The organism is Acinetobacter sp. 1124_18A (assembly GCF_052824995.1).
The window spans coordinates 1-19461 of record NZ_VTDF01000001.1; the positions used below are offsets into that span (position 1 = coordinate 1).

At 38.6% G+C, this 19461-nt stretch carries 15 protein-coding genes; 7 read left to right on the forward strand and 8 right to left on the reverse strand.

The window, feature by feature from the left end:
• The 3 genes from FY048_RS00005 to FY048_RS00015 all read left to right on the forward strand — a co-directional run.
• A partial coding sequence (locus tag FY048_RS00005) for a BapA/Bap/LapF family large adhesin (RefSeq protein ID WP_446089683.1) occupies nucleotides 1–5758 on the forward strand: 5758 nt, incomplete at its 5' end.
• A 145-nt stretch (nucleotides 5759–5903) separates the two neighbouring features.
• On the forward strand, nucleotides 5904–7559 hold the full coding sequence (locus FY048_RS00010) for a poly alpha-glucosyltransferase (RefSeq protein ID WP_446089684.1): 1656 nt from the start codon (nucleotides 5904–5906) through the stop codon (nucleotides 7557–7559).
• The gene (locus FY048_RS00015) at nucleotides 7556–9286 is read left to right on the forward strand and encodes a CapA family protein (RefSeq protein WP_446089685.1); all 1731 of its coding nucleotides are present in this window, start codon (nucleotides 7556–7558) and stop codon (nucleotides 9284–9286) included. Before FY048_RS00010 ends, FY048_RS00015 begins: the two co-directional genes overlap by 4 nt.
• Nucleotides 9287–9291: 5 nt before the next feature.
• Here the strand turns inward: FY048_RS00015 and FY048_RS00020 are convergent, their stop codons facing one another.
• Nucleotides 9292–10008, reverse strand: a complete 717-nt coding sequence (locus tag FY048_RS00020; RefSeq protein WP_446089686.1) for a metalloprotease — start codon at nucleotides 10006–10008, stop codon at nucleotides 9292–9294.
• A gap of 81 nt (nucleotides 10009–10089) precedes the next feature.
• Between FY048_RS00020 and FY048_RS00025 the strand changes: the two genes are divergently transcribed.
• Nucleotides 10090–10419: an MGMT family protein gene (locus FY048_RS00025; RefSeq protein WP_446090273.1), complete on the forward strand. Its 330-nt coding sequence runs from the start codon at nucleotides 10090–10092 to the stop codon at nucleotides 10417–10419.
• Nucleotides 10420–10493: 74 nt separating this feature from the next.
• Here FY048_RS00025 and FY048_RS00030 read toward each other — a convergent pair whose 3' ends face one another.
• The 5 genes from FY048_RS00030 to carA form a co-directional block, all read right to left on the reverse strand.
• Nucleotides 10494–10931, reverse strand: a complete 438-nt coding sequence (locus FY048_RS00030; RefSeq protein WP_446089687.1) for a universal stress protein — start codon at nucleotides 10929–10931, stop codon at nucleotides 10494–10496.
• Nucleotides 10932–11055: 124 nt separating this feature from the next.
• Nucleotides 11056–11688, reverse strand: coding sequence for a CatB-related O-acetyltransferase (locus FY048_RS00035; protein WP_446089688.1), 633 nt, complete (start codon nucleotides 11686–11688; stop codon nucleotides 11056–11058).
• Nucleotides 11689–11762: 74 nt separating this feature from the next.
• Complete coding sequence (gene greA, locus FY048_RS00040) at nucleotides 11763–12239, reverse strand: transcription elongation factor GreA (protein WP_016137256.1); 477 nt, start codon at nucleotides 12237–12239, stop codon at nucleotides 11763–11765.
• An 88-nt stretch (nucleotides 12240–12327) separates the two neighbouring features.
• Nucleotides 12328–15558, reverse strand: a complete 3231-nt coding sequence (gene carB / locus FY048_RS00045; protein ID WP_016137257.1) for a carbamoyl-phosphate synthase large subunit — start codon at nucleotides 15556–15558, stop codon at nucleotides 12328–12330.
• A 14-nt stretch (nucleotides 15559–15572) separates the two neighbouring features.
• Nucleotides 15573–16712: a glutamine-hydrolyzing carbamoyl-phosphate synthase small subunit gene (carA, locus tag FY048_RS00050; RefSeq protein ID WP_446089689.1), complete on the reverse strand. Its 1140-nt coding sequence runs from the start codon at nucleotides 16710–16712 to the stop codon at nucleotides 15573–15575.
• Nucleotides 16713–16835: 123 nt separating this feature from the next.
• Here carA and FY048_RS00055 point away from each other — a divergent pair, with 123 nt between their 5' ends.
• Nucleotides 16836–16994 carry a hypothetical protein gene (locus tag FY048_RS00055; RefSeq protein ID WP_446089690.1) on the forward strand — a complete coding sequence of 53 codons (159 nt, stop codon included), beginning with the start codon at nucleotides 16836–16838 and terminating at the stop codon, nucleotides 16992–16994.
• 29 nt (nucleotides 16995–17023) lie between these two features.
• Nucleotides 17024–17611, forward strand: a complete 588-nt coding sequence (locus tag FY048_RS00060; protein WP_446089691.1) for a hypothetical protein — start codon at nucleotides 17024–17026, stop codon at nucleotides 17609–17611.
• 59 nt (nucleotides 17612–17670) lie between these two features.
• Here the strand turns inward: FY048_RS00060 and FY048_RS00065 are convergent, their stop codons facing one another.
• Together FY048_RS00065 and yhbY are read right to left on the reverse strand one after the other, a co-directional pair.
• Nucleotides 17671–18204 carry a DOMON-like domain-containing protein gene (locus tag FY048_RS00065; protein ID WP_016137260.1) on the reverse strand — a complete coding sequence of 178 codons (534 nt, stop codon included), beginning with the start codon at nucleotides 18202–18204 and terminating at the stop codon, nucleotides 17671–17673.
• Nucleotides 18205–18220: 16 nt separating this feature from the next.
• Entirely contained in the window at nucleotides 18221–18544 is a 324-nt protein-coding gene (yhbY, locus tag FY048_RS00070) for a ribosome assembly RNA-binding protein YhbY (protein WP_446089692.1), read from the reverse strand.
• Nucleotides 18545–18743: 199 nt separating this feature from the next.
• Between yhbY and rlmE the strand changes: the two genes are divergently transcribed.
• A complete protein-coding gene (rlmE, locus tag FY048_RS00075; protein ID WP_016137261.1) occupies nucleotides 18744–19394 on the forward strand; it encodes a 23S rRNA (uridine(2552)-2'-O)-methyltransferase RlmE in 651 nt (216 codons plus the stop codon).
• Nucleotides 19395–19461: the final 67 nt, after the last annotated feature.

Sequence of the window (19461 nt, forward strand, 5' to 3'; positions counted from 1 at the left end):
TAACGGTACTAACTACACCGTAACAGCAGCGGATATTACCAACGGCTTTATCACAGCAACTCTTGCGGCAACAGCGGCAGATCCTGTGACTGGCCAGATTGTGATTCATGCTGAGGCTGTAGATGCACAAGGTAACGTCGATGCAGCTGATGCAGATGTAACAGTAACACTCGATGTTACTCCACCAGATATCACTACAACTGTGTTAGCAATTGACCCAGTTACTGCTGATAACATCCTAGATGCCATCGAAGCTGGCGGAACTGTGACCTTAACGGGTACGTTAACCAACATTCCTACAGATGCGGTCACAACAGGTGTTGTGGTGACTGTAAATGGTGTTGACTATACTGCAGCCGTGGATGCAGCAACGGGTCTTTGGACTGTTGATGTAGCTGGTAGTGGCCTTGCAGCAGATACAGATTTAACTGTTGATGCTAAAGCTACCTTCACAGACCTTGGTGGTAATAGTAGTACTCTTCAAGATACACAAACTTATACTCTTGCAGGTTCTATTACTGCCTTTGACAACACTGATCATGCAGTTCTTAGTCCGCAACCATCTCTTGTGGGCGATGATGTAAGTCTAGGCAGTACTTCTTATTTAGTACTTACCTCTGTAGCAGGTTTAGACCTTCAACTGGGTGGTAATTCTCTAGGATTTACTGTCGCTGCTGGTCATGAAGGCGATGTAACTTTCCAATATAGTGGCTTAATCGACGCAGCTGTACTTTCTGATTACCAGTTAGTAGTTCAAAAGTTCAATACAACCACTAACCAATGGGAATCTATACACGGTGATGCGGGTTCATCCTTAATTAGCTTGCACTTGTTAGGTATCGGCACAGGAAATGTTCCTGGTGCAGTCCTTGATGGTTTAGATGCTGGTCAATACCGTGCCTTCTTAGCCTACGATGGATTGTTAGGAATTGGCGTGTTAGGTACTCTTTTTGCGACTATGGATGATTATGATTTGTCTGTAGCAGGTGGATATGAAATTGGTAATGCCGAAGGTAACGTGATTACTGATCCAGATCCAACAACAGGTGAAGTCGATCAAGTAACTGCCAATACTTATGTTTCCTCAGTGAATGGTCATCCGATTGATGCTGATGGAGAAACATTTGCAGGTACTTACGGAACAATTACTTTCTATCAAGATGGTAGTTATGTTTATGTACCAAATGCAGATGGTTCTGGTGTAGGTCAAACTGATGTATTCACCTACACGTTAACTGACTCAGTAACAGGAGCAACAGGACAAGCTAATCTTAATATCGTGTTTGATTCGATTCGTGCAGCTGATAACCTTGTTGAGGTTGAACTCAATCCACAATATCAATTGGTGGGTACAGAGACTGATTCAGCATTCTATGGCGTTCTATTGAATGTTGGAAACATTGTTGACTTACAATTACTCACTGTAGATACAGTTGACTTTAATGTTGCTGCTGGTCAGGAAGGTGTTGCAACATTTAGCTTCAATAGCTTGATTGGTGCATCTGCCTTAGGTGACTACAATGTTGTGTTGCAAAAATACAATGATGTGACAGGACAATGGGAAGCTGTGAATGGTACAGGTGATCGTTCATTACTGAACTTGACCCTACTTGGTTCTACACCAACTGCACAAATAGGTGGACTTACAGAGGGTGAATATAGAGCATTCTTATCATTCAATGGTTTGGTAGGTGGAGCAGTAGCTGTAACATTAAACGGCAGTGTAGATATTTATAACCCTGCAGTTATTACTGGTTACGATGTTGTAGCAGCTCATGGCAACCTAATCTCTGATCCAAATACAAATGGTGATGTTGATATTGCTACACCTAACAGCATTATCAGCGAAGTTAATGGTATTGCCGTTGGTGCATCTCCAACTGAAATTATCGGCACTCACGGTACTTTACTCATCTATGCAAATGGTGATTATACTTACACGCCAAATGCGGATAGTGCTGGTTTAGGTCAAGTTGATCAATTTACCTACACCTTGTTAGACCCAGCTTCTAATACAACTTCACAAGCAACATTCTATGTACATCTAGATAGTAAAGTTGTGGATATGAATTGGAATGCAGCTGATCCATCGCAACCTGCTACTGTAACGATTACAGCAGTTGATGATGCAGTAAATGCTGCAATTGCTGCTGAGCCTCATCTCATCGAAGATGACAGAGCATTGGGTAGTGCAACTTATCTTGCATTGTTATCGTTGGCCGGTATCAATCTACAAGCTCCTTTACCATTCGTGAATAGTACTGTGAACTTCAATGTAGGTGCTGGTGAAAATGGTACTGCAACCTTTAAATACAGCAGTTTAATCAATGAAGGCGCGCTTGGTGATTACCAACTCGTAGTTCAAAAATTCAATACTGTAACAAACAGTTGGGAGTCTATTACTGGTAGCAGTGAAGCTTCTTTACTGAATCTAAGCGTATTGGGTATAGGTGTGAACGCAACACCAGGGGTAGTTGTTGAAGGACTTGATGAAGGTCAATACCGTGCCTTTATGACCTACAACGGTCTATATGGTAAGAGTATCCTAGGTACCTTAACTGGTACGATGGATGTCTATGATCCAAATCAAATTGACTTTACTGGTTTAGCAACAGAAGGCAATATCATTACTGGTCTTGGCGTAGGTACAAATGCTGATACTGTAACTGGTTTCACAATCGTTGATTCAGTTACCGTGAACGGTGTGACTACGAATGTTGATCCAAATACTGGCACAATTATTCAAGGTCAATACGGTACGCTTCAAATATTCGCGAATGGTGATTACATCTATACGCCGACTAATACGAATGCAAACCTAGGCCAAGTTGATCACTTCACTTATACATTGTCTGATCCTCTGGGCGGTAATATTAGTGCAAGCCTAGACTTCACCATTGGCAATAACACACCAGTGATTGCGGTTGATGACCTTGCTGTTGCAGTAATTAACCCTGAGTATCTGCAAATTGGCAACGATGTAGCTGTAGGCAGTACCACTTATCTAGCATTATTATCATTGACTGATAATTTTGACTTCCAGGCAGGTGGACAAAGCGTCAACTTTACTCTGACTGATGCGACTTTAAATGATATAACGTTTAACTACAGTGCGCTTATCAGTGCGAGTTTATTAGCTGATTACGTGCTTGTAGTTCAGAAATTCGATACTGCAACTAACCAATGGGTAGCTGTAAATGGTACTGGAGATGCTGACTTACTCAGTCTTGCCGCCTTTGGTGGAAATTCGGTGACATTGGAAGGTCTAGCTGCTGGTCAATATAGAGCTTATATGACTTATGCAGGCGGTGGTGTCGGAATTAGTCTACTAGGTACATTGTCAGTTCAAAAAGATGTATTTGATGCGACAAATATCACAGGCTACAGTACACAAGTCGCTGAAGGTAACGTTATCCATGATGTTGGTCTAAATGGACACGCAGATACTGCTTCTGGTTTCAGTACAGTAACTAGCGTTGACTTTAATGGCACAGCACATGCGGTTAATGCTACAGGTGTAACAACCATTATTGGTGACCACGGTACATTGTCAATCTACGCTAATGGTAATTACAGTTATCAACCAAATGGCGATGCAACAAGTCTTGGACAAGTTGATCAGTTTACTTACACCTTGTCAGATGGTCTAAATACATCGCAAGCGACCTTGTATCTCCATATTGATAGCGACGCTGTTGATATGACTTGGAATACAAGTGACCCATCACAACCTGCTGACATCACAATTACTCCTGTAGATGCAATCGATAATGTGGCTTCTGCTGCTGTAGATATCGTGCCTCAAGGCGACCTTGGTGTAGCTGTCGGTTCTGCAACTTATTTAGCACTGATAGGCATTACAGAAAACTTAAATGTTTCCTTGTTAGGAACTCCAAATGTTGGATTTACGATTGCCTCTGGACATGAGGCAGATGTGACATTCGCATATGCTCCATTGCTTTCACTATCGTTGTTTAATGACTATAAAGTTGTCTTGCAACAAAAAGGTGCTGATGGCACTTGGCATAATATTGATGGTGGTTCGAGTACCGGTTTACTTAATATTGGTTTATTAGGAAGCGGTGGTATCGGTGTAACTGTTCCAGACTTAGGTCAAGGTGAATACCGAGCATTTATGGTTTACACCGGATTGGGTGTAGGTATTCTAGGTACAATGAGTGTAGTGAAAGATGACTTCAATTATACAGTTGCTCCTACCAATACAGCTGTAGTTGCAGATGGTAATGTGTTGACTGATGATGTAACGACCTTAACTACACAGGTTTCAACTGTAACTTCTGAGGTTGTAGGTGCGTTACCACAAACTGTTGGAACAGATACAGTTATAAACGGTGCATACGGTACATTGGTGATTTCTACAAATGGCCATTACACCTATACACCAAATACAACTGATACAAGTGCAATTGGTAAAGTGGATTCATTCACTTACACAATCCGTGATGTATTAACAGGAGCAACTGATACAGCGACATTACATGTTCAAGTTGGTTCGCCTGATGTAACTATCGTATGGGATGCTGCTAACCCAGCAAATGATGGAGTAGTACAGTTAACTGCTAATCCTGACCACGTTATAACAACTACAGATTTCTCAAATGCTGAGGATCTACCGGTAGATGTGGTAAGCCCTGTAGTTTCTGTAAATCTCATCGGTTCTAATTCGGTGTTCTCTGATCAGTTTGTAGTAGGAGCTGGAACAGTTGCTAATATTGATTTATCAGCGGTTTATACAGCGCAACCTTTAGCAAGCTTATTACCGACAGTAAGTTATGTGATCCAAAGCTGGAATGGTACAGCGTGGGTGAATACAACTTACTCAGGTTCTCAAACTGCTCTAGGAAGTGTGGCAACTATTCAAGCTGGTAGTGTTGCATTCCAAGATGCTGTTGAGCATTTAGCTGCAGGTACCTACCGCGTACAATATACGTTAACAGGTGTTTCACTTGGAGCGACTTCACTAGATACGAATGTTTCTACGACTACAGTTCATCTAGATACTTATCGTTCAGATTGGATCAGTGGAAATGTATTAGCAGGAGACAACATCGGTGGAGTAGCGGATACAGGCATACTATCTCATGAGGGAGCTAAACTCCAAGTTTGGGATAATGCTCAAAGTGCGTATGTTGATGCAGTTGGACAAACAATCAATACTGGTAACGGTCTATTGATTATGCAATCAAATGGTGAATATGAGTATCGTCCAAATGATGTGACTATAACTACACATTTGGCGTCTACAGATAGTATTAACTATAAGATTGTGTCTGTAACTGGTGGGGTTGAATCTCAATCAACATTAACGATTGATTTGACACATCCTGATTACAATCTACTTTATTCTAGTACTTCTGCGAATGATACATTCACTACAGGTACTGGTTCAGACACTGTGATTTACCAAGTGTTAAATAACGTTGCTATAGGCAATGGTGGTAATACTGGTGGTAACGGTGTAGATAGTTGGACTGACTTCCATGTGGGTAATGTTGCTACAGATAAACAGGCTGATCTGATTGATATCAGAGGATTACTCGATGGAGCCCAAACAGACGCCAATATTGGAGAGTATCTAAATGTCACTGTAAGTGGTGGTAATACAACAATCCAAATTGACCGTGATGGGTTAACTGGACTAATTTTACCTACAAATAACTTTACGACATTGTTAGTCTTGCAAGGTGTTTCTACTACTGAGGCAGAGTTACTTAATAATGGTCAAATTATCTATTAATAGATAATTAACCAAATAAAAAAAAGAGCCTTCGGGCTCTTTTTTTATGTTTAAACAATACGTTAACTTAGCTTTTAACTTGTCCGTGCTATGATGTATTGAAAATTTTATAGAACAACAATTAACGAATAAGGACTAAATTCGAGTGACGGCATTTTTAAAATTCCAAAGACAAATGAACCTTTGGTTAGAACAAGTTGTTCAGCACGTTCCGAGTCTTAAACAGGATATTATTTTATTTTTATCTTATGGTCCTAAAGATCGGAGATGTAGCGTTTGGCACAGTGAGAAAACAAATTTAGAGCAGGCTAAAAAACAACTATTAGATTTTATTAATGGCCAATTTGTACAGCCACCGTTGGCTGAATATATAAAAATTGATGTGGCATATAACTTAACCAAACAAGCTTGGAAGGAAGTAGAGCAGCAGGTTCACCATCAATTTCATAACAACCACTACCGTAAAGGCATTGGTTTTAATGAACACTGTTCAGTAGCTTTTCTTGAGCAAGAGATTTATGGAAAAGCAATCATTCGAGGCTTGAGCTACGACAAACCAAACTTTTTTGATGGAACAAATCTAAATTATGCCGTTAAGCAAAAATATAACGTTCCAAAACCACAGATTAAATTACAAGAACTGCAAGACATTTGGACTTTTGATACCTACGCAGCATTTTATGAAAATGAGGAATTTATTAACTTAGCGAGTGGTTATGATGTAAATGGAATTAGAGGAGTTTCAAGCAATAAAAAACAGCATTTTCAGCATCTAATTGAACAAAATTCGGCATTTCTGCATGACCAGATTCAAGAAAATGGCAAATTTATATATGGCTATTTTTCTGCCTATGATCGTGATATTCGTAACTATAATACGGTGCGCCACTGTACCTCAGTGTATGCCTTACTAGAAACTTTTGAAGTGCAGAGCAAGCCAGAATATTGGCCCAAAATACATGCTGCCATTCACTATGCACTGACCAACTTTTATAAAGAAAAAGACTCAGAAACAGCCTTTATGATTGATGGTAAAGAAGGGGAGTTCGAAATCAAATTGGGTGCTAATGCAGCCGCTATTTTAATGTTAACGAAATATCAAGAAATTACTCAGAAAAGTGATTATCAAAAATATGCAGAGAAACTCGCAAATGGTATTTTAAAATTGATAGATTCAAATGGCTCAACAACTCATGTATTAAATTATCCAGATTATGATTTAAAAGAAAGATTTAGAATCATTTATTATGATGGTGAAGCTGCTTTAGCATTATTACGTTTATATCAAATTAACCAAGATTCTAGATTATTAGAAACTGTTAAATTAATGTTTGAGTGTTTTATTGAAAAGAGATATGAAAAATATCATGATCATTGGTTAAGTTATTGTACAAATGAACTCACTAAAATATGCCCCGAAGATAAATATTTTATTTTTGGTTTAAATAACTATTTAAAACATTTTATTTTTATTAAAAATCGAAAAACAACATATGCAACTTTATTAGAAATGCTAATGGCTGCTTATAAAATGGTGAACCGTTTAAAAGAGCAGGGGCGTACAGCACTTTTTGAGCAGGCGTATATGCCTGAGCTTAAAAAGCTAATTGAGTTTAGAGCTGATTTTCAAACTACAGGATTTTTTTATCCGGAAATGGCAATGTATATGGCTCGGCCAGATAAAATTTTACATGCATTTTATATTCGTCATGACCGTTTTCGAGTACGGATTGATGACCAAGAACACAACTTATCGGGTTACATCGCTTACGTTAAAGACTACAAAGGTGATGAGCCATGAAGTATCAACCCGTTGAGATCAAGCTATTAGCACATATCGACACTACAAGTTTTGAGGAAGCTTTATGGCAATTCGAATTTGACGATGATATTTCAACACTACTGCTAATCGACTACGCATTAGAACAATTTCAGCAAAAAAGTGTACAAGCTCAAGATGGCTATGTTGTGCCTGAACACCTATCTGAGCAACTAGGTCAGCAAAATCTAGGCTTAAAGCCCTCGGAACATTACACCTTCATTGAACTATTGCAGTTGCTAATTTTTACTCAAGCAGCAGATGTAAAAGATGCTTTAAGCAATATGCTTTGCGGTACACATGAGCAAGCCTATTTGATTTTGTCAAAAAGAGCTGCTACCTATAATTTAAATTTGAAAAAAGAAAATACACAGAACCAGTTAAAATATTTGTTTTTATTAGTTAGAAATATTTATAGCCATCTAGCTGAAATCAGAAAACTATTCTTTATAAAAGAGCTGAATTTTAAAGGAAAGTCTTATCTTCCTCAGACGCCATTAATGGCACAGAATGTAGTAGAGGTCTTATATCTTACCAATTCATTTAGAAAAATTTATCTAACGTTCTTTGAAGAAAACCAGACCATCGGTTTCTTTTTATTCTTAGATGATATTCATCGTGCTGAGCACTTAATTCCTTATTATCATTGTTTTCAAGCACAGACTGTAAAACCTAAAGTTTGCTTTACCCAAAGCGGCATTATTAACATTTTAGGTGATACCTACTTTGGGGAAATCTACACCGAAAAACGTAATGCTAGAGGGCAGACAGATGCTCTACAACAATATGGATATAGTTATTCCTTTGAAAAAATAAAAGCTTTTTTAGGGAAACATGACGTAAATATCGCTAATTTTGAAGCAGTCTTTTCTTTAGAAAACCAATCTCCTTTAGTACATAAAAAGTCATTTATTCTTAAAGCTGATGCCGAACAAACATTAGCAGAGTTCAAAAATATTCACCTTAACCATGTGGTACTGGCGAATAACCATTTAAAAGATTACGGAGATCGCGGATTAGTCTATACATTACAACAATTTGATCAGGGTAATATTTCTTATATTGGGGCAGGGACAAATCAAAAAGATGCTCATAGCCATTTTGAAATCACTTTTAATAACAAGCATTACGCTATTTTTAACGGCTATTGGCACAGAGATACAGCCTATCTAGATTATGATTTTTATGCCTTAGCTCATAAGAGTGGAGTCGCGTGTTTAAATGGAGTTTTACTTGAACAAATTGCTCGCTATAAACTGACTCACCCAGAGCATAAAATTATTGTTATTTGCCATTGGGGCATCGATTTTAAGCCTATTACAAAGGAACAGAACAAGCTTGCTGATATTTTGACTCAAGCAGGTGCCGACCTTGTTATCGGTCATGGTGCTCATACCATCCAACCAATTAAAGTTATTCATCAGAAGCCTGTGGTATTTGGTATTGGCAATGCAGTTTTTAATAGCAATGGTGAATATACAGAGCAAAACGCTTTGCCGTATGGATGTATAGCACGGCTAGATTTGTCAAAAGATCGACTGCGTTTATATCCAATTTATACCAATAATTTGAAAACATTTTGGCAGCCGTATCCAGTCAATGAGGGCGACTTTTCAGAGGCCAGCAGTTATATGACTTCATTACTGACCCCTGAAAATTATTATGTAGCCCAAGATGATTTAGGTTTTTATCTCGAACTGAGTTTTTAAAATCTTTATGGGTAACGTTGGTAATTTTCTAAAATTGTTTGAAGTTGGACTGGTGTAAAACCTAAATTTCTAAGTCCACCGCTGCCACGTTTACATTCAGCGCTCGCCATGATGTTGGTTGGTGTGCGCTTTGTGGCATTCGGTGCACAGACATGTTTTAGTCCAAATACATGCCCCATTTCGTGTACGCTGCCAGCCTGAATATTATAATTAAGGCGATTCCAGTCTAATAAAACAAAAGGTTTACCATTATTGCGAAATGCTCTACTCGTTACATCTTCAAATTTCCATTTGGTTGAATAGGCATCATAAATAAAAACGATGACTTCCTTGCTGGCAGTTCTTTTAGGAAAACAGGTGTTTACACTGGCAGGAATGGTCTCAGTCGTAATTGGGTAGGGCTGGTTAATCTGTTGTTTTAAATCGCAATGTAATTTTGAAAACTCTTCGTAAGGGATATAACGGTGTAATTTGAACTTAAAAATCTTGTTATTTTTATCATCTACATAATATTTATTTAATATTTTGATTTCTTTACGCATTTGATGATGATTATCAAACTTTGTAGCTTCTGGAGAATTAGTAGTAAAAACGAAAGTAACAGGAACGATAGGACGACCATCTGTAGATACTTTAGGTACTTCTCCCGAAGGAATAGGGGGGCGAGTAGTGCAAGAAACGCACAGTAAAGTCCCAGTAATCACTAATAATGTTTTTTTCATGCAGATTTCCCTCAAGCCCACCTTGGATTGCATTTAGTTTTAGTCAAATTTTTTTATATGATATGAATTATGTCAATTTTTATGGAGTCCATTTTGACAACTCAGTATGAACTACATCGGCAGATTTTAGAAGTCATTACTTTGATTCCTTACGGAAAAGTCGTAACTTATGGGCAAGTGGCTCGAATGGCAGGGTTACCTACACATGCGAGATTAGTGGGCTATGTTTTGAAACATCTTGAAGCGGATCATCAAGTCCCTTGGTATCGGGTTATTAATTCTCAAGGCAAAATTAGCCTAAGCAAATTTAATGAAAAAGGTGAAAATGTTCAACAGTTAAAGCTAGAAGCTGAAGGAATCTATTTGTTAAATGGTAAAGTAAACTTAAAGCAATTTGCTTGGCAGCCTTAAAGGGACTAAAAAGGTTATTTATTTAAAAATCATTGCCTAAATTATTAGAGTTAACAAAATAGGCAATATGAAAGTTATCGAACAATTAAAACAGGAATATGACTTTCGCCTAAGACTTTTTGTGCAACGCTACCAAGTACAAGTTTTCGGACCCCTGTACGGCCATGAGAACCCATGACAATAAGATCTGCATTTAAATCTTGAGCGGCTTGAATAATTTCTTCATGGACAACAAAACCTTCAAGTAATTTGGTTTCGACAGTAATGCCTTCATCGGCAAACTCTTGTTTTGCGTGTTCTAAAATGTCGAGTAAATAGGTTCTTGTTCGTTCAATTAACTCATTCGTTTGACCGGTTTTTACGTAGGCGTCAGCAATAAACGGATCAAGAGCCATAACTTGCACAACCGTAATTTTGCTATTTAACGCTTTTCCCAGTTTAATTGCCTCTTTCATGGCAATCATAGAAGTTTCAGAACCGTCAATTGGGACAAGAATATGTTGATATAACATGAGTATTTTCCTTATTGTAATGATGCTTATTTATTCAATACTTTATACTTATTTTTTGACGATTTAAATTCAAGCACGTAATCATTTGTGATTTTATAACAACAAATTTTTGTAGATATATTTTTTATAGATTCCGTAAATTTTCCATATGTGTAGATAACGCATCTATATCTTCAGTCTGTAAATATTCACGTATTTTTAAAATTTGCTTCTCATCTAAATCATATAGTTTTAAAGCAAGCAATTTTTCGATTTGTTCTTGAGGGAAACGATATTTAATAATTTTTGCAGGTACACCACCTACAATTGCATAGGGTGGAACATCTTTAGTTACCACAGCTCCAGTTGCAACCACTGCACCTTCACCAAGATTGACCCCTTGCATAATCATTGCACGGCTACCAATCCAGCACCCATCGGCAATTACAGTATCACCAGCTGCTAAAAAGCTACGGGTATCAAAAGGAAAAGTCGAAATCCAATCTTGTCTATGAAGTTGGTTACCACCCATCATAATGACGCATTCAGCGCCAAAACAAACAAAATTACCAATATGAAGTTGATCAATCGGTTTGTCAGGTGTCGAGGCTTTGTCATGTAAATAGCGGACGACACAACGTTCAAAACCTTGATCCCAATAGGCTGAGTAATATGAGTAATTACCTTTAATATGGATATTCGGGTTTTTAACAGTTTTATGGATAAATTCAAATTCACACCAATGACGAACTGGAGTGTTAATTAAAGAGTTATCCATGTGTGACTTCCCAAAAATATATCAATGGTATTGAATAAAAACCCCTCATAAAGAGGGGCTAGTTGTGCATTATCTTAGAGATATTCTACACTTACGACTTCATATTCGACTTCGCCTTGAGGAGTCACGATTTTCACTTCATCGCCTTCACTCTTACTCAAAAGACCACGTGCGATTGGTGAGTTCACCGAGATTTTATTAATTTTAAAATCTGCTTCGTCATCGCCAACAATCTTATAAGTTTTACGTTCTTCAGTATCTAGATTTTCAATCGTTACTGTCACACCAAAAACAACACGGCCATTTTGCTCAAGTGTTTTAACATCAATTTCTTGAGCAGCGCCTAATTTACCTTCGATATCCTGAATACGACCTTCACAGAAACCTTGCTGTTCACGCGCCGCATGATATTCAGCATTTTCCTTTAAGTCACCATGTTCACGTGCTTCTGCAATGGCTTGAATAATACGTGGACGTTCAACAGATTTTAAATGTTGTAATTCTTTCTCTAAGGCAATTTTACCTTCAGGGGTCATTGGATAGCGTTGCATTTTGGTCCCTCTTAATTTGAGAAAACACAGTTAAAAAAAATGAAAAAATCCCGCCACCGATAAGGTGACGGGACTTATCGGTAACAAATTAACCTACAGTTAAATCTTGCAAGCGGTATACATCCATTGGCAATTTCACATCAAAAGCTTGGCAAACAGCTTCTGCACCATTGATAGTCGTTGTGTAATACACTTTGCCTTGTAGGGCAGCACGACGAATCATTGCAGAGTCATATTGAGCCTGTTTACCTTCAGTTGTATTGACAATAAGGTGTATTTCACCATTTTTCAAGCGGTCAACAATATGTGGACGACCTTCAGTTACTTTATTCACAGATTCACACTCTAAACCTGCTTCTTTAAGAACTTTGTATGTACCACCTGTTGCAAGAAGCTTGAAGCCATATGCAGCTAATTTCTTAGCGATATCAGCAATATATTTCTTGTCAGATTCACGTACTGATAAGAAAGCATTTTTGACTTCGCCTTCGGTTGGTAAACCAGGTAAGCGATCATTTGAGCCTAAAACAGCTTTATAGAATGCTTCACCAAATGTTTTACCAACACCCATTACTTCACCTGTAGATTTCATCTCAGGTCCAAGCATTGGATCTACGCCTTGGAATTTAGCGAATGGGAAAACAGCTTCTTTCACAGCAAAGTGTTTTGGAATGATTTCTTTAGTAAATCCTTGAGATTCAAGCGATTGACCAGCCATACAACGTGCAGCTACTTTTGCTAAAGAATCACCAATACATTTCGATACAAATGGAACTGTACGTGAAGCACGTGGGTTAACTTCAAGAACATACACATCTTCGCCTTTAACTGCGAACTGTACGTTCATCAAACCAACCACACCAAGTTCTTTTGCCATCGCAACAGTTTGACGACGCATTTCATCCTGAATTTCTTTAGATAAAGAATAAGGAGGAATTGAACATGCAGAGTCACCTGAGTGAATACCTGCTTGTTCGATGTGCTGCATGATACCGCCGATCACAACGTCTTTACCGTCAGATACACAGTCAACATCAACTTCAGTTGCATCATCAAGGAAACGGTCAAGAAGAACAGGGGCTTCGTTAGATGCTTGAACTGCTTCACGAAGGTAACGTTTAAGCTCTTCTTCGTTATATACGATTTCCATTGCACGACCACCTAATACATAAGATGGGCGAACAACTAACGGATAACCTACTTTCGCAGCTTCAGAGATACCTTCTTCAGCAGATTTTACAATGCTGTTGTTGGGTTGACGAAGCTGTAAACGTTGAATCATTTGTTGGAAACGTTCACGGTCTTCTGCACGGTCAATTGCATCTGGTGATGTACCAATAATTGGTGTACCTGCTTCTTCTAAAGCACGTGCCAATTTAAGAGGTGTTTGACCACCGTACTGTACGATCACACCTTTTGGCTTCTCAGTCCGTACAATTTCAAGTACATCTTCAAGTGTTACAGGTTCGAAGTACAAACGATCTGATGTGTCGTAGTCAGTAGAAACAGTTTCAGGGTTACAGTTAACCATGATTGTTTCATAACCATCTTCACGCATTGCTAATGCAGCATGTACACAGCAGTAGTCAAATTCAATACCTTGACCAATACGGTTTGGACCACCACCAATAACCATGATCTTGTCACGATTTGATGGGTTTGCTTCACACTCTTCATCGTAAGTTGAATACATATATGCAGTACCAGATTCAAACTCGGCAGCACATGTATCAACACGTTTGTAAACTGGGTAAACACCCAAATTCCAACGTTGTTTACGGAATTGCTTTTGTGAAATACCCATGAGGTCAGCAATACGCAGGTCAGATAAACCTTTGCGTTTGAAAGCACGGATATTGTCAGCGTTTAAGTCACCAAAACCTAAAGATTTTACTTCAGCTTCAGTTTTAACGATGTCTTGAATTTGGATGAGGAACCAACGGTCAATTTTGGTTGCTTCAAAGACTTCATCTAAAGAGAAACCATGACGGAAAGCATCTGCTACATACCAGATACGCTCAGGGCCTGGAACTTTAAGCTCTTTTAAAATGGTTTCTTTTGCATTTGTTGCACCAGCTTCGATTTTTTCATCAAAACCGCTTACACCAACTTCAAGACCACGTAATGCTTTTTGTACAGATTCCTGGAAGTTACGGCCAATAGCCATGACTTCACCAACAGATTTCATCTGAGTGGTTAATACAGGTTCTGCTTGTGGGAATTTCTCGAAGTTAAAACGAGGAATCTTCGTTACAACATAGTCAATCGATGGTTCGAAGCTTGCAGGAGTCACGCCACCAGTGATGTCATTTTTCAATTCATCAAGAGTATAACCAACAGCAAGTTTTGCTGCGATTTTTGCGATTGGGAAACCTGTTGCTTTAGAAGCAAGAGCAGATGAACGTGATACACGAGGGTTCATCTCAATGACAACCATACGTCCATCTTTCGGGTTAATACCGAACTGAACGTTAGAACCACCTGTTTCAACACCAATTTCTCGAAGAACTGCAACCGAAGCATTACGCATCAATTGATATTCTTTGTCTGTTAATGTCTGAGCAGGAGCAACGGTAATTGAGTCACCCGTGTGAACACCCATTGGATCGAAGTTTTCGATCGCACATACGATAATACAGTTGTCGTTTTTATCACGAACAACTTCCATTTCGTATTCTTTCCAGCCAATTAAAGATTCATCAATCAATAACTGGTGAGTAGGAGAGAGGTCAAAACCACGTTCACAAATCTCAAGGAATTCTTCGCGGTTATATGCAATACCACCGCCCGAACCACCCATTGTAAATGATGGACGGATAATGACTGGAAAACCAAAGCCTGACTGGATTGTTAAAGCTTCTTCCATTGTTTCAGCAATGGCAGCTTTTGGACATTCCAAGCCAATTTTACGCATAGCGATATCGAAGAGTTTACGATCTTCAGCTTTCTCAATCGCTTCTTTGCTTGCGCCAATGAGTTCAACATTATATTTAGCAAGAACACCGTGCTCATCAAGTGCGAGGGCACAGTTCAATGCAGTTTGACCACCCATAGTTGGCAATACTGCATCTGGACGTTCTTTTTCAATAATCTGTGCAACTGTTTGCCAAGTAATCGGCTCAATGTAAGTTGCATCAGCCATTGAAGGATCTGTCATGATGGTTGCTGGATTAGAGTTAACCAAAATAACACGATAGCCTTCTTCACGAAGTGCTTTACACGCTTGAGCACCTGAGTAGTCAAACTCACATGCCTGTCCAATCACAATCGGGCCAGCACCAATAATTAAGATGCTTTTAATATCCGTACGTTTAGGCATTATTCGCTCCGTAATTACTGTTTAGATGCTTCGATAAGTTCGATGAAATGATCGAACAAAGGTGCACAATCATGTGGACCAGGGCTTGCTTCAGGGTGACCTTGGAAGCTGAAAGCTGGTTTGTCTGTACGGTGGATACCTTGTAAGGTGCCATCGAACAATGATTTATGCGTTGCTTTTAAGTTAGCCGGTAAAGTTTCTGCATCTACAGCAAAACCATGGTTCTGTGAAGTAATCATCACTGTACCATCTTCAAGATCTTGTACAGGATGGTTAGCACCGTGGTGACCATGGTTCATTTTTACAGTTTTTGCGCCAGAAGCGAGTGCCAGAATTTGGTGGCCTAAGCAGATACCAAATACAGGTAATGTTGTGGTTTCAACAATAGTTTTTACAGCTTCGATCGCATAATCACAAGCAGCTGGATCGCCAGGACCATTTGAAAGGAATACGCCATCCGGATTAAGTGCCAATACTTTTTCAGCCGGAGTTTCTGCAGGAACAACGGTTAATTTACAACCGCGATCTGCAAGCATACGCAAGATGTTGGTTTTGACACCGTAATCGTATGCAACTACATGGTATTTTAATTCAGGTTGAGAGAAGCCTTGGCCTAAGGTCCATGAACCTTCAGACCATTCAAAACCTGTTGGATCACAACATTCTTTTGCCAGGTCTAAACCGTTTAAGCCACCAAAAGCACGTGCTTTTGCAATAGCTTCTTCTTCCGTAATATTTTCGCCAGCAAGGATACATCCGTTTTGAGCGCCAGTCTGACGTAAAATACGAGTCAGTTTACGAGTATCGATATCTGCAATAGCAATAACATTATGCGCTTGCAAATATTCACTCAACGACTGCTCAGCACGGAAATTACTGTGTAGTAGGGGAAGGTCACGAATAATTAAACCATTTGCCCATACTTTATGGATACGACCAGATTCAACGTCTTCCGCGTTGCAACCAGTGTTACCAATATGAGGGTAAGTTAATGTCACAATTTGTTGTGCATAACTTGGGTCAGTCAAAATTTCTTGATAGCCTGTCATGGCTGTGTTAAAAACGACTTCTCCAGTCGTACTTCCCGATGCGCCGATTGACGTTCCTTTAAAGATCGTTCCATCTGCGAGGGCTAAAATGGCGGGGATGCTCAAACCAAAGCTCCTGAATTTCGGCTGTAAAAAAGCGAGTAGACCCAAAAAAGATCGGCGATGTTTGGATAAAACATGCCCTCCCTATCGGTCTGCCCGCTTGTAACTTAACAGCGCATTATACGCATGGAACCCTCTAAAGTCTATTTCTTTTCTGCTAAAAAATATAATTCATTGCTTGCTTTTTATAAAAAAATTATCCACTCATCTGAATCCGATACTTTTGATAAATTGTCTGACAATTTGCAAGGCGAATTCTTGAAACTGGATTTATTGTATTGCTAGTTAAAAAATAAACAATATGAGGAAATAGTATGAGCAATAATGAAGTTTCAAAAGAGGTGAGTGAAAAAACTCAAGCAGTAGTTGAATCAGTAAAAGCTGAGGTTAATGAAGTGAAAGAAACCATAGCTGCGACTACAACTAAGGCTAAAAAAACAGTAACCGCTAAAACTGCACAGGTAAAAGAAACTGTTGCTGAAAAAACTGAGCAAGTTAAAGAAGTTGCTACGGAAGCAAAAGCTCAGGTAAAAGAATCAATTACTGAAACTCAAGAGCAAGTCAAAGAAGTTTTAAGCGAGACTCAAGAGAAAATTGAAGCTGAAACTCACGAATTAAATAAGAATATTCAAAATCAAATTGGTCAAATTAAACAAGATATTTTACAACGTCTTGATGTAATTAAAGCTCAGTTTAGCACTTCACAAGAAGGGTTGTCTGACCTTAAAAATGCTTTGAAAGCAGAAATTAATGCCCTTATTGAAGATTTAACAAAAGTGAGCAAAGAGCTTAAAGGTGATATTAGCCAGATTTCTTTGAAGCACAAAGATTCTCTAAGTGAAAGTATTAAGCGTACTAAAAATAATGCAGTCGAAGCTTGGAATAAAGCAAGAGACAATTAATGATCTCTGCTTTGGTCCAACTATAAAAAAGCGAGAATTAATTTCTCGCTTTTTTATTTTTAGAACTGATGTAACCAGTCACGTTTATTATGGAAATCTGCACTTTTTCCACTATGCTGCATTGCATAGTACTGCATACCATCTTTAGTCTTTAAAACTGTAGTTAAACCTAAATAAAGGTTTGACCATTTCAAGCGATGCTGTTGCATAAATTGCCCTAAATCGAGACTAACATTTAAGCCATAGTGAGTGCGCTTGAGGTGGTTCAGTTCAATATCGTAAGCAGCAAGGGGAGGTATGCTTTCTGGATAGCGATATTCTTCAAACTGATATGACTGCCATGCTTGAGAAGGGGAAAGATTAATTTCCCGATAATAATCTTCATCATGCACGCCAACAAAAATCTCGAAACAAGTTTCTTCCCACAAAAAATCTTGACGTGGATGACCCACGACTTCTTGAGGCCAGATAATAAGTTGATTTGGATCACGAATCCAAAAACCGATATTTAAGGACGATGCTTGCTGTTCAATTGCGCCAACAACAGAAACAGCATAAAAACGATCAAAAGCTGAAAGTTCGTAACTTGCCATAGTTTGTCAAATTAAATTAGTTTGCTAGGTGAGCGTGACGAACAAGATTAGACAAATGTTGGTTTTGTTTAGCTGCCTTTTTGTAAAGCAAAACAATTTTACCAATTTTTTGCACAGCTTGAGCACCTGTTGCGTCAACAATTGCGTCAATTGTTGCGGTACGCGCTTCACGGTCTTCACCAGCAATCTTAACTTTAATAAGTTCGTGGTCATTTAAAGCACGAAGCGTTTCTTCGATTACCGCGTCTGTTAAGCCTTGTCCACCAATCATGACAACCGGATTAAGCACATGACCAATTTGACGTAAACGTTTACGTTCATGGATAGATAAAGCGGCCATTAAAAATACCTGATTTTAAAAACGGCTTAGTATAGCAAAAAACTTAAATCCAGATGTACGAAAAACTGTATAAATAATCGATCAACATTATTGGAAAAAAACTGTAAAACTTAGTGAGATTACGCTACATCCGTACTGTAATGAGAGTAATTTTCACGTACAATGAACGATCAGAAGTTTTTTTGATATTTAGTGAGTTATGGCAACACGCATTACAAACCAGAAACTGTCGAAAAGTAGTCGTGTATGGATGAGGGAACATCTGGACGATCCTTTTGTAAAAAAAGCACAAAAGGAAGGATATCGCGCTCGAGCAGCTTATAAACTTCTTGAAATTCAAGAAAAATATAAGTTGATTAAGCCAGGCATGACTGTAGTAGATTTAGGTGCGGCTCCTGGTAGTTGGTCTCAAATCGCTGGGAAACTTGTTGGTAGCAAAGGTTTAGTCATTGCTTCCGATATTTTACCTATGGATGCTTTGCCTGATGTCACTTTCTTACAAGGAGACTTTAGAGAAGAAGATGTATTTGAAAATTTGTTAAATATTTTAAATGGGCGACAAGTAGACATTGTAATTTCTGATATGGCCCCCAATACATCTGGTAATAGGGCTGTTGATCAACCTAGACAGATTTACTTATGTGAACTGGCTTTAGATTTTGCTCAAAAGGTTCTTGGTCCGAATGGACAACTTGTAGTTAAAGTGTTCCAAGGCACAGGATTCGATGAGTTTCGTAAACAAGTAGTTGATAGTTTTGATGTGTTAAAAACAGTAAAACCAGCAGCTTCTCGGGCACGATCTAAAGAAGTTTTTTTGGTTGGACAAGGGCGTAAGAAAGCATTGCGATAAAGTTTACTTGCCAAGCTCCTAAAAATTGTGCATTTTGTACTTTTAGGTTATCCGCAAGCAATACAGT

Coding starts and splice junctions, on each gene's coding strand:
- FY048_RS00065 (WP_016137260.1), bottom strand. CDS start 18,204: ATGGCAAGTTACGAACTTTCAGCTTTTGATCGTTTTTATGCTGTTTCT.
- FY048_RS00020 (WP_446089686.1), bottom strand. CDS start 10,008: ATGAAAAAAACATTATTAGTGATTACTGGGACTTTACTGTGCGTTTCT.
- FY048_RS00055 (WP_446089690.1), top strand. CDS start 16,836: ATGGAACCCTCTAAAGTCTATTTCTTTTCTGCTAAAAAATATAATTCA.
- FY048_RS00015 (WP_446089685.1), top strand. CDS start 7,556: ATGAAGTATCAACCCGTTGAGATCAAGCTATTAGCACATATCGACACT.
- FY048_RS00030 (WP_446089687.1), bottom strand. CDS start 10,931: ATGTTATATCAACATATTCTTGTCCCAATTGACGGTTCTGAAACTTCT.
- FY048_RS00060 (WP_446089691.1), top strand. CDS start 17,024: ATGAGCAATAATGAAGTTTCAAAAGAGGTGAGTGAAAAAACTCAAGCA.
- carB (WP_016137257.1), bottom strand. CDS start 15,558: ATGCCTAAACGTACGGATATTAAAAGCATCTTAATTATTGGTGCTGGC.
- greA (WP_016137256.1), bottom strand. CDS start 12,239: ATGCAACGCTATCCAATGACCCCTGAAGGTAAAATTGCCTTAGAGAAA.
- yhbY (WP_446089692.1), bottom strand. CDS start 18,544: ATGGCCGCTTTATCTATCCATGAACGTAAACGTTTACGTCAAATTGGT.
- FY048_RS00035 (WP_446089688.1), bottom strand. CDS start 11,688: ATGGATAACTCTTTAATTAACACTCCAGTTCGTCATTGGTGTGAATTT.
- rlmE (WP_016137261.1), top strand. CDS start 18,744: ATGGCAACACGCATTACAAACCAGAAACTGTCGAAAAGTAGTCGTGTA.
- FY048_RS00025 (WP_446090273.1), top strand. CDS start 10,090: ATGGAGTCCATTTTGACAACTCAGTATGAACTACATCGGCAGATTTTA.